Annotated in this window: 11 protein-coding genes; 4 read left to right on the forward strand and 7 right to left on the reverse strand. The window is 67.2% G+C overall.

The features are described from left to right. Positions 1–208 precede the first annotated feature (208 nt). Both OG874_RS44290 and OG874_RS44295 read left to right on the forward strand, forming a co-directional pair. Positions 209–1,552: an LLM class flavin-dependent oxidoreductase gene (locus OG874_RS44290; RefSeq protein WP_330252985.1), complete on the forward strand. Its 1,344-nt coding sequence runs from the start codon at positions 209–211 to the stop codon at positions 1,550–1,552. After that, on the forward strand, positions 1,549–5,382 hold the full coding sequence (locus OG874_RS44295) for an ABC transporter ATP-binding protein (protein ID WP_330252986.1): 3,834 nt from the start codon (positions 1,549–1,551) through the stop codon (positions 5,380–5,382). The genes OG874_RS44290 and OG874_RS44295 overlap by 4 nt, the downstream gene beginning before the upstream one ends. Positions 5,383–5,532: 150 nt before the next feature. Here the strand turns inward: OG874_RS44295 and OG874_RS44300 are convergent, their stop codons facing one another. Together OG874_RS44300 and OG874_RS44305 are read right to left on the reverse strand one after the other, a co-directional pair. Next, a complete protein-coding gene (locus tag OG874_RS44300) occupies positions 5,533–6,666 on the reverse strand; it encodes a zinc-dependent alcohol dehydrogenase (protein ID WP_330252987.1) in 1,134 nt (377 codons plus the stop codon). Then, positions 6,659–7,090 carry a tautomerase family protein gene (locus OG874_RS44305; RefSeq protein ID WP_330252988.1) on the reverse strand — a complete coding sequence of 144 codons (432 nt, stop codon included), beginning with the start codon at positions 7,088–7,090 and terminating at the stop codon, positions 6,659–6,661. The genes OG874_RS44300 and OG874_RS44305 overlap by 8 nt, the downstream gene beginning before the upstream one ends. A gap of 82 nt (positions 7,091–7,172) precedes the next feature. Here OG874_RS44305 and OG874_RS44310 point away from each other — a divergent pair, with 82 nt between their 5' ends. Beyond that, on the forward strand, positions 7,173–7,769 hold the full coding sequence (locus OG874_RS44310; protein WP_330252989.1) for a TetR/AcrR family transcriptional regulator: 597 nt from the start codon (positions 7,173–7,175) through the stop codon (positions 7,767–7,769). Between the two features lie 50 nt (positions 7,770–7,819). On the opposite strand, the gene OG874_RS44315 is transcribed toward OG874_RS44310, so the two are convergent. Next, entirely contained in the window at positions 7,820–7,954 is a 135-nt protein-coding gene (locus OG874_RS44315) for a hypothetical protein (RefSeq protein ID WP_330252990.1), read from the reverse strand. Positions 7,955–7,968: 14 nt separating this feature from the next. Between OG874_RS44315 and OG874_RS44320 the strand changes: the two genes are divergently transcribed. Continuing rightward, positions 7,969–8,181 carry a hypothetical protein gene (locus OG874_RS44320; RefSeq protein ID WP_330252991.1) on the forward strand — a complete coding sequence of 71 codons (213 nt, stop codon included), beginning with the start codon at positions 7,969–7,971 and terminating at the stop codon, positions 8,179–8,181. 15 nt (positions 8,182–8,196) lie between these two features. On the opposite strand, the gene fadD11 is transcribed toward OG874_RS44320, so the two are convergent. The 4 genes from fadD11 to OG874_RS44340 all read right to left on the reverse strand — a co-directional run bounded on the left by fadD11 (position 8,197) and on the right by OG874_RS44340 (position 12,718). Then, positions 8,197–9,987 carry a fatty acid--CoA ligase FadD11 gene (gene fadD11 / locus OG874_RS44325; protein WP_330252992.1) on the reverse strand — a complete coding sequence of 597 codons (1,791 nt, stop codon included), beginning with the start codon at positions 9,985–9,987 and terminating at the stop codon, positions 8,197–8,199. Next, on the reverse strand, positions 9,984–10,139 hold the full coding sequence (locus OG874_RS44330) for a hypothetical protein (protein ID WP_330252993.1): 156 nt from the start codon (positions 10,137–10,139) through the stop codon (positions 9,984–9,986). The genes fadD11 and OG874_RS44330 overlap by 4 nt, the downstream gene beginning before the upstream one ends. 243 nt (positions 10,140–10,382) lie before the next feature. Further along, positions 10,383–11,255 (reverse strand): short-chain dehydrogenase/reductase, encoded by an 873-nt coding sequence (locus OG874_RS44335; protein ID WP_330252994.1) that lies wholly within the window; start codon positions 11,253–11,255, stop codon positions 10,383–10,385. Continuing rightward, positions 11,255–12,718, reverse strand: a complete 1,464-nt coding sequence (locus OG874_RS44340; RefSeq protein ID WP_330252995.1) for a flavin-containing monooxygenase — start codon at positions 12,716–12,718, stop codon at positions 11,255–11,257. The genes OG874_RS44335 and OG874_RS44340 overlap by 1 nt, the downstream gene beginning before the upstream one ends. Positions 12,719–12,743 lie beyond the last annotated feature (25 nt).

Below are 12,743 nucleotides of genomic sequence, written 5' to 3' on the forward strand. Positions count from 1 at the left end.
GATTGTCGCCGCCGTTCGGATTTCCGTAATGCATTCCGGCGTTTGCCGTAGAGGGTCGAAATTGCGAACCACCATTCGCCGAATAGGACTGGCCGCCGCACCGTCGCCCTTCCCTTCGAACTTCCCGCCGAGCGCGATCCGGGCGCCCCGGAATTACCTACTGACCGCGCTGGGCGTCGTCCCGGCCGGTATCTGAAAGGACTCCCGCATGTCGAAACAACTGCACCTCAACGCATTTCTGATGTCCACCGGGCACCACGAGGCGTCGTGGCGGCTCCCGGAATCGGATCCGCATTCGAACACCAAGATCGAGCACTATGTGCGTCTCGCGCAGATCGCCGAGCGCGGGAAGCTGGATTCCATCTTCTTCGCCGACAGCCCCGTGCTGTTCGGTGACACCGGACGCCGCCCCAGTGGCAAACTCGAGCCCACGGTGCTGCTCACCGCCATTGCCGTGCAGACCTCCCGGATCGGTCTCATCGCCACCGCATCCACCAGCTACAACTCGCCGTTCAACCTGGCGCGCCGGTTCGCCTCCATCGATTGGGTGTCGAATGGACGGGTCGGCTGGAATATCGTCACCACCGCCGGAGGCGACGCGGCCCGCAATTTCGGACTCGACGACGTCCCCGACCACAGGCTGCGCTACGAGAAGGCCGCCGAATTCGTCGAGGTCGCGACGAAGCTGTGGGACAGCTGGGCCGATGACGCGGTGCTTGCCGATAAGGAATCCGGTGTCCACACCGATCCCGACAAGGTGCGCAAGATCGAACACGAGGGCCGGTTCTTCAAGGTGGCGGGGCCGCTGAATCTGCCGCGCTCGCCGCAGGCGTATCCCGTTCTGGTGCAGGCTGGTTCGTCCGAGGATGGTAAGGAGTTCGCGGCGCGCCACGCCGAGGCCGTATTCACCGCGCAGCAGACCCTCGAGGACGGTCTGGCGTTCTACGCCGATGTGAAGCGCCGCGCGATCGCATTCGGCCGGGATCCGGAATCCATCAAGATCCTGCCCGGCATCGTGCCCGTCATCGGTGACACCGAGGAACATGCCCGGGAGCTGGACGCCGAACTGGAGCGGCTGATCTCGCCCGAATACGCGAAGCGTCAACTCGCCCACAACTGGGGCATTCCGGTGGACGATCTCGACCTCGACAGTGAGCTGCCCGACGATCTGCCCACCGAGGACGAGATCCAGGGGGCGAAGAGCCGGTTCACGCTCATCGTGAATCTCGCACGGCGCGAACGGCTTACCCTGCGTCAGCTGATCGGCCGCCTCGGTGGCGGACGCGGTCATCACACCTTCGCGGGCACCGCCGAGCAGGTGGCCGACACCATCGAGGAGTGGTTCACCCGCGGCGCGGCCGACGGATTCAACATCATGCCCGCGGTGCTGCCGTCCGGTCTGGAGCGGTTCGTGGACGAGGTGGTGCCGATCCTGCAGCGGCGCGGGCTGTTCCGCACCGAGTACACCGAGACCACGCTGCGCGGCCACTACGGCCTGGCGCGGCCGGCGAACCAGTTCTCGGGAGCGGATGCGCTGGTGGTCGCCGGATGAGTTCGGACTCCGGCTGTTTCGACGCCGCGGCCTCGGATTCCGGGGCCGCGGAGCCGAATTCCCATCCCTCGAACACACAGTCCACCGGCTGGATTCGGTATCTGCTGCGGCGCTGTGCGGCGCATCGGCGGACGGTGCTCACCGCTGGCATCGGATCGGTGCTGGCGGCGGTGCTGACCGCGGTCCTGCCGCTGATCGTGCGGCATATGGTCGATACCCTCACCACCACCGAGGCATCGGTGCTGCCATGGATCGCGCTGCTGCTCACCGTCGGCGCCGTGCGATTCGCCGCCGGATATCAGCGCCGCACCGGATCCTCGCGACTGTCGCTGGATGTGCAGCACGATCTGCGCCGCGATCTGTTCGCGGCGCTGTTGCGCCTCAATGGGCGGCAGCGCTCCGGCTTGTACACCGGGCAGGTGGTGAGCCGCGCCATTACCGACGTGACGCTGATCCAGATGTTCCTGCAACTGGTTCCGCTGGTCTCCGGAAACGCGATACTGCTCGCGGTGTCGCTGGTACTGATGTCGACGATGTCACCTGCCCTGACGGCGATCGCGCTGCTTGTGGTCCCGGCGCTGTGGCTGATCACGACACGCAGTCAGCGCGAACTGTTCCCGGCCAACTGGGATGCGCAGGCGCGGGCCGCCGAGGTCGCCATGCGGGTGGAGGCCGCGGTGACGGGCGTGCGGGTGGTGAAGGGGTTCGGTCAGGAATCCCATGAGCTGGATCAGCTGGCCGACTCCGCCCGCGACCTGTACCGGTCGCGGTTGCGGATCACTCGGATAACCAGCCGATTCACGCCCACCATGCAGGCGATTCCGGCGGCGGGGCAGGCGCTGGTGCTCATTGTCGGCGGACTGCTCGCGCTGCGGCAATCCATCACCCTGGGCACCTTCCTGGCCTTCATGACCTATCTGGGATCCTTCGTCCCGCCGATCCGGATGTTCGCCATGCTGCTCACCGTCAGTCAGCAGGGGAAGGCGTCGCTGGATCGGGTGCGCGAGGTGATCGAGACTCCGGTCCCGGACCAGGCGCGCGCCGCCACCCCCGCGTCCCCGATCCGGCCGAGCGGTGCGCCGCGTATCGAATTCCAGGGTGTGCGTTTCGGATTCGAGGATCAGCCGCCGGTGCTCGACGGGCTCGACCTAGTGGTCAAACCGGGCGAGACCATGGCGATCGCGGGTGCGGCGGGCTCCGGAAAGTCGATTCTGGTGCAGCTGCTGCCACGGCTGTTCGATCCGGATGCGGGCCGAATCCTGCTCGACGGCAACGATATTCGGGACCTGCCGCAGCTGCGCGGCCAAGTGGCCATGGTCTTCGAGGACACCTCGCTGATGGCGGATACGGTGCGCGCCAATGTGTCCTATGGGCGTCCGGACGCCGACGACGACCAGGTGTGGCACGCATTGCACCTCGCCGCTGCCGACGAATTCGTGGCCGCGCTGCCCGACGGGCTCGACACACTCATCGGTGAACGCGGACAGCGGCTGTCCGGCGGGCAGCGGCAGCGGCTCGCCCTGGCCCGCGCGCTGATCACCGATGCCCCCATCCTGGTGCTCGATGACGCCACCTCCGCCATCGACGCCCAGGTGGAGGAACAGATCTTCGCGCGCATCGCCGCCGAGGTCCGGCGCCGCACCACTATCGTTGTGGCACACCGCATCTCAACGCTTGCGCTGGCCGACCGGGTGGCGGTGCTGGACGGCGGAAGGATCGCCGAACTGGGTTCGCTGCACGAACTGCAAAGCTCCGGCGAGCTGTTCCGGACCCTCTTCACCCCGCCCGATCCGGCCAGTATCGCGGCAGATCTGGATACCGCGGCGGAATCCGTGCCCACCGCCGGACTATGGGTGGACACCGAGACCGACGGCGACGAGACCCGGGCGCTCGAGCAGATGGCGAAGGCCTTCTCGCAACGCGCGGCGAGCTCCCCGGGAGCCGTGGGCGGGCAGCTGGGCGGCGGCATGATGTCGAGCGCACCGCCCAGCGGCGACGTGCGGGCGCTGATCGACAAGCTGCCGCCGGTCACCGGGGAACCCGATGTGCCCGAACACTTTTCGCGCACCCCGGATACCGCATTCGATCTGCGCGGACTGCTGCGGCCGTTCGCGTTGCCGCTGCTGGCCGGGTTGGGGCTGGTGGCGCTGGACGCGCTGGCGCAGATTGTGATTCCGTTCCTGGTGCGCTACGGCATCGACCATGGTGTGCTGACCGGTGCGCGCGATGTGTTGTTGATCGCGGCGGGTCTGGCGCTGCTGGTGGTCGTGGTGGACTGGGCTATCACCGTCGCGCAGGTGCGGGTGACCGGCCGCGCCGGCGAACGGCTGCTATACGGGTTGCGGGTGAAGGTGTTCGCGCAGCTCCAGCGCCTGGGTCTGCAGTTCTACGAGCGAGAACTGGCCGGGCGCATCATGACTCGGATGATCACCGATGTCGACGGTCTGTCCACTTTCCTGCAGACCGGCTTGGCGGTCGCCCTGACCAGCACGCTCACCATCGCCGGGGTGATCGTCGCGCTGGTGGTGATCGACCCCGGGCTGGCGCTGGTGGTCCTGCCCCTGATGCCGGTGCTGGTGGTGGCGACGATCGCGTTCCGCCGGGCCTCGGTGCCCGCGTACAACCTTGCGCGCGAACAGGTCAGCGCCGCCAATGCCTACCTGCAGGAGAACGTCGACACCATCGCGGTGACCCAGGCATACCGCCGGGAGGCGGTCAATCAGCGCGAATTCGACCGCCGCTCTTGGGGCTACCGCGATGCGCGGCTGCGCAGTCAGACGCTGATGGCGGTGTTCTTTCCGTTCATCGAGATCATGTCGGTGCTCGCCACCGCCGCGGTACTCGCGGTCGGTGTGCACCAGGTGCGCGAGAGCGCGCTCACCGCAGGCACTTTGATCGCGTTCCTGCTCTATATCGACCTGCTGTTCGCGCCGATCCAGCAGCTGTCCCAGGTCTTCGACAGCTACCAGCAGGCGGTGGTCGGCGTGCAGCGGCTCGCGGTCCTCATGCGGGAACCGGTCACCACCCCGGATGCGGATCAGGCGCAGCCGGTGCGGCGCCTCGCCGGTGAAATCGAGTTCCGCGGTGTCGGTTTCGCCTACGACCGCGACGGGAAACGAGTCCTTTCCGATATCGATCTGCGCATCGCGCCCGGCCAGAAGGTGGCGGTGGTCGGCGAGACGGGCGCGGGCAAATCCACTCTCGTGAAGCTGCTCGCGCGCCTGTACGACACCACCGACGGTGCCGTCCTCGTCGACGGCGTCGACATTCGGCGCTACCGATTGCGCGACTACCGCAAGCGGCTCGGCGTCGTACCGCAGGAACCGTTCCTGTTCGGCGACACCGTGCACGCGGCCATCGCCTACGGCAAACCCGCCGCCACTCCGGCCGAAATCGAATGGGCCGCAAGGGCGGTCGGCGCACACGAGATGATCGCCGCCCTGGAACACGGCTACCGCCAGCCGATCGGCGCACACGGCGCGAGCCTGTCGGCCGGCCAACGGCAACTGCTCGCGCTGGCCCGCGCCCAACTGGTGGAGCCCGACATCCTCATTCTCGACGAGGCCACCGCATCGCTGGACCTGGCCACCGATGCCAGGGTTCGCGCGGCCGTCGACGTCCTGACGGCCGGACGCACCACCGTCGTGGTCGCCCACCGATTGGCCACCGCCGCCGACGCCGACCTGATCGTCGTGGTCGGCGAGGGCCGTCTACTGCAGACCGGCCGTCACGACGATCTGCTCACCGCGGACGGACCGTACCGGCGGCTCTGGGCGGCATACGTGGGCGAGGAGGTGAGCGCGGCACCGCCGGTGCGATCAGGTCGCTGACGGCGTTCTGACCGATCCGCTGTTTGCCGCTCGGCGGGGATGCGCCTCGTCGAGATGGGCGAAACTGGCCGTCCGTGAAACTACCGTCCGCGTCCCCCACCGGCGTCGATGCACTGTAAACCCTTGCGGTGCAGCCGATCCGGGCCTGGCCTAGGTCGTAGCGTCGAGTGGTGGGCGGTGTAGGACGAGCTTGGTGGTACGGCTGGTGTAGGCGTGGGGTGCGTCGTCCCAGTCGGCGAGCAAGGTGGTGACGTGTTCGGCGGGGAAGTCGGTGCGGGCGATGAAGTCGAGCAGGTCGGGTAGGACGGGGCGGACGTGGGAGACGCTGATGTGGAGGGTGGCGTCGTTGGCGTACATATGCATCAGCGGCACCTTGGTGCCGGGCGGCAGGTAGTACCCGACCGGAGTGCAATATCCGCCGGGTGCCAGGGCACGCAGTGCGAGATCGACGCCGGCGGCGGTCGAGGTAGCTTCGACGGCGATGTCGTAGCGGCGGCCGGGAATGTCGGAAGCACGTAGTCGACCTTTGCCGGCCGTGGGATGCACTGTGGCCCCGAGCTTTTCGGCGATCTCGAGCCGTTCGGGTCGATGGTCGACGTAATCGACGGTTGCGCCGTTGGCGACGGCGAGCCCAGCGGCGTAGAGGCCGATGCTCTGGGCGGCACCGGCGAGCACCAGCACCGATCCACCGGGCCGCTGGGCCAGCGGCGGCACGACGCAGCGCCACGCGTCGGCGAGGTTGTCGCTGGCGGCCGCCACCCGCAGCGGGTCCAATCCAGGAGGCAATTTGACGAGCATGTGGTCGGCGTAGGGGATACGCAGCGCGTCGGCGACCATGCCGCCCCATTGGCCGCTGGCCGGACCGAATCCGAACGCGGCCAGGGTGCTGGTCCGCGTGGTCGAGCACTTCGCGGTCAGCCCGCGGGTGCATTCGAGACAGGATCCGCAGGAGATCGCCCATGGCACCACCACCCGATCACCGCGGCGGAGCGAGGTCACCTCGGGGCCGGTCTCGATGACCTCGGCGATGGCTTCGTGGCCGATGCCGAACGGCCCCCGGAACGGGACCGGTCCGCAGATGCTGGCCACGATCGGGTCGATCAACCCGGTGCGCATCCCGAGTTGCATGGCGCGCGATACGTGGCGATGGATGGGCAGGGTGTCGCCGTCGCAGCGGGCCGCGACGAACGGGCGCACGATCGCATCGCGCGGATCCCGAAGGACCGGATCGGGTCGCTCACGCCATTCCAGCCGACCGGTACGGATGAACTGCAGTTCACGCATCCGCCCGCTGACCCTTCGCCAGCGCGGCCAGTTCGGCGAACCGCACCACATTTCCGGCCGCGCCCCACGTGCCCTCGGGCTGTTCGTGAATCAGCACCCACACCCGCAGTCCATCCGCATCGGAAAGCCCCGCGGCCGTGAGGACATCGGTGGTCACCGCGGTGATCAAGCCCGCTTTCCGGCGCTCGGACAGCGCCCCTTCGGGCACCGTGACATCGACTCGGAATCGCGGCAGATCGTCCTCCGCGCTGCCGAACGCGCCATCAGGCACCTCATCCACCCGGCTCCAGGCCAGGCTGCGGAAGAACGCGGTGTCGGGTGCGCCTTCCCACTGCAGCAGCGTTGTCTCGAGCGTCTTGCGCAGCTCGGTTCGACGCTCGGCGGTGAGGACGCCGCCGGGCAGGGTCAGCTGGATCATCGGCATAGCTAGAACTCCATTCGATGTCGGAAAACCAGGACTTATAACGACCGTTATAGGAGTTGGACGGTACGCTATGACAGTCGTTATGAGCAAGAGGGAGGCGGACGTGGCGGAGTCGCGCGAGCGAATGGTGGCCGGTGCGGCGGATATGATCCGCCGCCGAGGCTTGAACGCGACCAGTGTGCGAGAGCTGGCCAAACACGCCCAGGCCCCGCTCGGGTCGACCTATCACTACTTCCCCGGCGGCAAGTCGCAACTGGCCACCGAGGCCGTCCGATTCGCCGACGCACTGGCCGCTCGCAAACTCGCCAGGGAACTGCCCGCGGGCCCGGCGGCCGGGCTGCGGGCGTTCGTGGACATGTGGCGAAATGTGGTGATCGACAGCGACTTCCGGGCGGGATGCCCGGTGCTGGCGGTTGCGGTAGAGGAACCCGCCGACAGCGACGACGCGCCTCAGCGGGCCGCCGCGCAGGCCTTCCGGAACTGGATCGAGCTGTTGGCCGAGTCGTTGCGCGAGCACGGCGCCACCGACGCGGATGCCGAACAGACCGCCACCTTGATCGTGGCCGCCATCGAAGGCACCGTGGCCATGTGTCGAGCCGAACGCAGCACCCGCCCGCTCGATCAGGTCGCCACCCGCCTCGAGCGCGTCATCGAAGCGCTCGTCGGCGACCCGAGCTAGTCCTGCGCGGGGCGACGCCTGCCGGTGTCAGTGGCGCGACCCGCACGCGATCAGAATGTATCGGCGCTCTCGACTGCCTCGTAGAACTCCGAGGTCGGTGGCCCCTGGACCCCAGCGTTCTCGGTTACCTGGGCGATCTTCGCATTGTCCTGGAAAACCAGGCGGTGGTCGGTGTCAATCAGCATGCGGTGGTGTGGGGGTGTCGGACACCGTGACGAGTTCACGGCACGAGGAGATCCTGGCGGTCGCGCTGGAGATGCCCAGCGGCCTGACCCCGTACGCCGCGGCGACCGCGCTGCTGGCCCTGCTGGACGGGACGCAGCAGCAATGGCTGCTCGACCGGGAGCAGACCGACCACCCCGAGATCATGCGAGCTGTGCTGACAGTGCTGTTCGGAACCGACACCGAGTAGGCCCGATCCATTCGGTCAGGCCGGTTCGTGCACCTCGGAACCGATTCCTGCGTTGTACATTTCGGCGATTTCGGTGGCGTATTTGTCGGTGATGATCCGGCGCTTCAGTTTCATCGTCAGAGTCATCTCGTCGCCGCCGGGCTCCCAGCATGTCGGCAGGATGCGGAATCGTTTGACCTGCTCGGCCCGCGACAGTTTGGTATTGCCAGCGGCGACGCCCTTCGCGATCTGCCGAATGATTTCGGTGTCGGCCGCCAGTGCCGAGCCGTCGGGCAGGCCGCGCGCCGCGGCATCGGAACTTTCGGCGTCGAGCACGATCAGCGCGGTGTTGTAAGGCTGCCCGTCGCCGATCACCGCGATCGCGCCGATCAACGGGGTCGCCGCTTTGATGGCGTTCTCGATATTGCTCGGTGACATGTTCTTGCCGGCGGCGTTGATGATCATTTCTTTCTTGCGGTCGATGATCCGCAGGAACCCGTCGTCATCGATGGTGCCGATATCGCCGGTGCGCAACCATCCCTCGGGGTCGATCGCCTCGGCGGTCTTGTCCGGCTCACCGCGATAGCCCTTCATGACCAGTGGGCCGTGGATGAGCAGTTCGCCGTCGGCGGCGATTTTCGCCTGCATACCGGGCAGCATCCGGCCGACGGTGCCCAGCTTGGCCTCCTCCGGACGGCTGACGCTGCAGATGCAGGTGAGTTCGGACATGCCCCAGATCTCGGCGATCGGAATGCCAAGTCCGGCAAAGAATCCCAGGGTCTCGGGTGGAATCGGCGCGGCGCCGGATATCGCCCACCGGATCCGATCGAAGCCGAGCCTGGCGCGCAGCTTCGACAGGACCAGTTCGTCGGCCTTTACCCAGTCGGCCGCCACCGTCTCCGGCACCGGTTCGCCCGCGAGTTGATGTGCACTGCGCTCGGCGGCTACCGCCAGCGCCCACTGCATGGCCTGGCGGCGGGATTCATCCGGCTCGTTCGCGACGACGAATTCGATTGCCGCCCTCAGCTTTTCCCAGACACGTGGTACCGCACCCCAGATCGTCGGCCGCAGCTCGGCCAGCGCGGGTGCGATCTGCTTGGCATCGGCGACACAGGTCACCTGGGTGCCGAAGACTTCTTGCAGGTACAGCGCGGTGAGCCGGTCGGCGATGTGCGCGGCCGGCAGATAGGAGGTGATGGTGTCGCCGAACCGGATCCCCAGGACCGCCTCGACCGAATAGGCCTCGAACAGCAGGTTGGCATGCGTCGTTTCGACGCCCTTGGGGTTTCCCGTGGTGCCGGAGGTATAGATCAGCGTCGCGATGTCATCGGGCCGCACATCTCGCCATGCCGTCTCGAAGTCGAAGTCCGCCCTGCCCGCGGTCAGCAGCTCGGGCACGGACAGTGTCCCCGTGGGTGCGTCGTCCACGCATACGATGTGGTCCAGCTCGACTCCGCTCGCCCTGAGTCGATCGACGTACTGCGGTTCGCACAGCACCACCCGCGCGCCCGCGTTGTTCAGCACGTGCGCGAGCTGTTCGGCGGAGAGCGTGTTGTACACCGAGAACGAGGTGGCGCCGAGGTGTTGTGCGCCGATTTCCAACGGGTAGAAGTCGATTCGGTTCGACATCATCAACGCGACCGTATCGCCGCGACGCACCCCGAGCGCTGCCAGACCCGCCGCGACCAGCCGAACCCGGTCCGCGTACTCGCGCCACGTCATAGTGTGCTCGTCGCCGGGCGTGCGCAGCGCGATGGCGTCGGGTGCGATGGTCGCGATGTGCTGGAAAGCGGCACACAGGGTGTCGAAGCGATGGTTGGTCGTCATGAGGTTCTTTCGGTCCGAGTGGTCGCGTCGAGGATGTCGGTGACGAAGCGGGCGGCCGCGCGATAGGCGGTCCGTGCTTCCGGGACGAGTGCGGGCATGGCGTGGAAGACGTGCATCTGGTCGGGCCACACGGCCAGTTCGCATACCGCCATTCGAGCTGACCGGCGTGCGCTCCGCCAATCGGCGCACGGTCAGCGCCGACGCCTGACGCAGCGTCCGGGCGCGAAATGACCCGCGCAGGGGATCCGGCGCATCCGATCTCGACCGGAGGAGAACCGTTCGGACGGTTCCGAGTCCGGCAATGGCCACCGCGGCCGCGATCGCGGTACGACTGATGTTCAGCGGGGCGGCAACTCGATCGCCGTCGTGGTCGTACAGCGGCTCCGGGCGGCTGGTCACTGCCGACTCTCCAGTCTGCGGATCAGCTGGGCGACCCGTGGGTCGCGGGTGAGTCGGTGATCCAGCGCGATATTCACGATGCCGCGCAGCAGCGCGTATGGCTCCCAGCCGGTCGGTGCGATGGTTCGGGCGGCCCGGCGGTCGATGCCGCCGGCGATCACGCGCGCGGCTTCGGCCGCGGTGATGCGGACGTTGAGCGGCCAGGGCAGCAGGCTGTCGAGTGCACGACCCAGATCGTCGCGATCGAGTGTCGCGTGGGTCATTTCCGTGTCGACGATGCCGAAGTAGGAGACGCCCGCGGTGGCGCCGTGCGGCGCGAGCTCCACGCGCAGTGCCCGGCCGAGTTGTTCGACGCCTGCCTTGCTGACCATGTAGGGCGCGCCGCCCATACCGGGCGCGAAGGCGGCGCACGAGGAGATGACCGCGATATGTCCACGCGCCGCGACGATGTGGTCGAGCGCGGGGTGGACGGTGTTGAACACACCGGTCAGGTTGATATCGATGACGCGATCGAAATCGCGTCCGGCCATGGTGCGCAGCGTTGCCGGTGCCGGTACGACCCCCGCGTTGGCGACCACGACGTCGAGCCCGCCGAAGTGTTCGACGGTGCGCGTGATCGCCTTCGCCATGCCTTCCCGGTCCGCTACATCCGCACCGATCGCCACTGACCGGTGCCCGAGCGTCGCAGCCGCGGCCTCGGCGCCGGTCTCGTCGATATCGACCACCGCGATCGAGGCGCCGCGCCGATGCAGAATCGTGGCGAGTTCGCGGCCGATACCTTGGGCCGCACCGGTGATGAGCACGGCCTTACCGTCCACGTCGTAGTGCGGGGCGAGCAGGCGTAGCGGGTTGAGCTGTCCGATATCCATCAGGCGCGCACCTCATAGGAGTCGGCGTCGAATCGGCTGGTGCGACGGCGGTATTCGAAGCTCCAGTTGGGGTACAGGCCAGCGTTGCGGCCGTCCGGAGTTTGGTAGTAGCCGGTGCAGCCACCGGTGACCCAGACCGTTTCCGCACTGCGCCGCGCCATCTCGTCCAGGAAGGCGTCCTGTACTTGCGGCTTCACCTCCACGCGGCGCGCACCGCTCGCGCGCATCGTGGTCAGGGCGTCCACGATGTAGGCGATCTGCGATTCGATCATGAAGATGGCGGATTGGTTGCCCGCGGCGCCGAACGGTCCGAGGGTGCAGAAGAAGTTCGGGAATCCGGCGAGGGTGGCGCCGAGATAGCTTTGCGGCTGCTTGCGATAGAGCTCGGCCATCGATAGCCCGTCGCGGCCGATGAATCGTTCGAATGCGCTGGGGATAGCGGTGAATCCGGTGCCGTAGACGATCGTGTCGACAGCGCGTTCGGTGCCGTCGCGCAGCACGATCGAGTGCGGCCGTACTTCGGCGATGCCGTCGGTGACGACCTCGACATTGGGCTGGTCCAGTGCGGGGAGATAGGAGTCGGAGAAGATCGCGCGCTTGCAGCCGATCATGTAGTCCGGGGTGAGCGTGCGGCGTAGTCGCGGATCCCGGACTTGCCGCCGTAACTGCAACCGGCCCAGCAGTTCATAGGGGTGCCGGAAGCGCTTGTCGACGAATCCGACCAGACCGAAGCCCTCGATGGCGGTGAACCAGCTACCGCGAATCAGCTTGCCCGCCAGCGGGATCTGCCGTAGCAGCAAGCGCTCCAAACCGACGGTACGTCGGTCCATGCGGGGCACGATCCACGGCGCGGACCGCTGGAAGAGGGTGAGTGCGGCGACCTTCGACTGGATTTCGGGCACGAATTGCACCGCCGATGCTCCGGTGCCGATCACCGCGACCCGCTTGCCGGTGAGGTCGTAGTCGTGGTCCCAGTGCAGTGAATGGAAAGCCTTGCCCGCGAAGGTGTCCAGGCCGGGCAGCGACGGATACTTGGCCTCGGCGAACAGGCCGGTTGCGGAGATCAGGAAGTCGGCGGTGAATGCGCCTCGAGTGGTATCGATACGCCAGCGCGAGGCTTTCTCATCCCAGCGTGCGTCGAGCAGTTCGGTATCGAATCGAATATGGTGCAGCACATCGTGTTTCGTCGCAACCGAGCGGAGGTAGTCGAGGATCTCCGGCTGCCTGCCGTACTTGCGCGACCAGTTCGGATTCGGCGCGAAGGAATAGCTGTACAGCTGCGAGGGCACATCACAGGCGCAGCCGGGGTAGGTATTGGCCTGCCAGGTGCCACCGAGGTCGTCGGCCCGCTCCAGGATGACCAGATCGTCGAATCCGGCCTGTCGCAACTTGATCGCGAGTCCGATGCCGCCGAAGCCGGCGCCGACGATCGCGATCTGTCGGTGTTCGGTCGAGGTAGCCATTGCTAGCGGGTCCTTCCGTGCGGCA

The sequence above is a fragment of the Nocardia sp. NBC_00565 genome (genome assembly GCF_036345915.1).
Taxonomy (GTDB): domain Bacteria; phylum Actinomycetota; class Actinomycetes; order Mycobacteriales; family Mycobacteriaceae; genus Nocardia.

What these genes read in the sequence shown, in the direction of transcription:
- OG874_RS44310 (WP_330252989.1), top strand. Translation starts at nt 7,173, where the DNA reads ATGAGCAAGAGGGAGGCGGACGTGGCGGAGTCGCGCGAGCGAATGGTG.
- OG874_RS44305 (WP_330252988.1), bottom strand. Translation starts at nt 7,090, where the DNA reads ATGCCGATGATCCAGCTGACCCTGCCCGGCGGCGTCCTCACCGCCGAG.
- OG874_RS44295 (WP_330252986.1), top strand. Translation starts at nt 1,549, where the DNA reads ATGAGTTCGGACTCCGGCTGTTTCGACGCCGCGGCCTCGGATTCCGGG.
- OG874_RS44330 (WP_330252993.1), bottom strand. Translation starts at nt 10,139, where the DNA reads ATGGCGGTATGCGAACTGGCCGTGTGGCCCGACCAGATGCACGTCTTC.
- OG874_RS44315 (WP_330252990.1), bottom strand. Translation starts at nt 7,954, where the DNA reads ATGCTGATTGACACCGACCACCGCCTGGTTTTCCAGGACAATGCGAAG.
- OG874_RS44300 (WP_330252987.1), bottom strand. Translation starts at nt 6,666, where the DNA reads ATGCGTGAACTGCAGTTCATCCGTACCGGTCGGCTGGAATGGCGTGAG.
- OG874_RS44290 (WP_330252985.1), top strand. Translation starts at nt 209, where the DNA reads ATGTCGAAACAACTGCACCTCAACGCATTTCTGATGTCCACCGGGCAC.
- fadD11 (WP_330252992.1), bottom strand. Translation starts at nt 9,987, where the DNA reads ATGACGACCAACCATCGCTTCGACACCCTGTGTGCCGCTTTCCAGCAC.
- OG874_RS44340 (WP_330252995.1), bottom strand. Translation starts at nt 12,718, where the DNA reads ATGGCTACCTCGACCGAACACCGACAGATCGCGATCGTCGGCGCCGGC.
- OG874_RS44335 (WP_330252994.1), bottom strand. Translation starts at nt 11,255, where the DNA reads ATGGATATCGGACAGCTCAACCCGCTACGCCTGCTCGCCCCGCACTAC.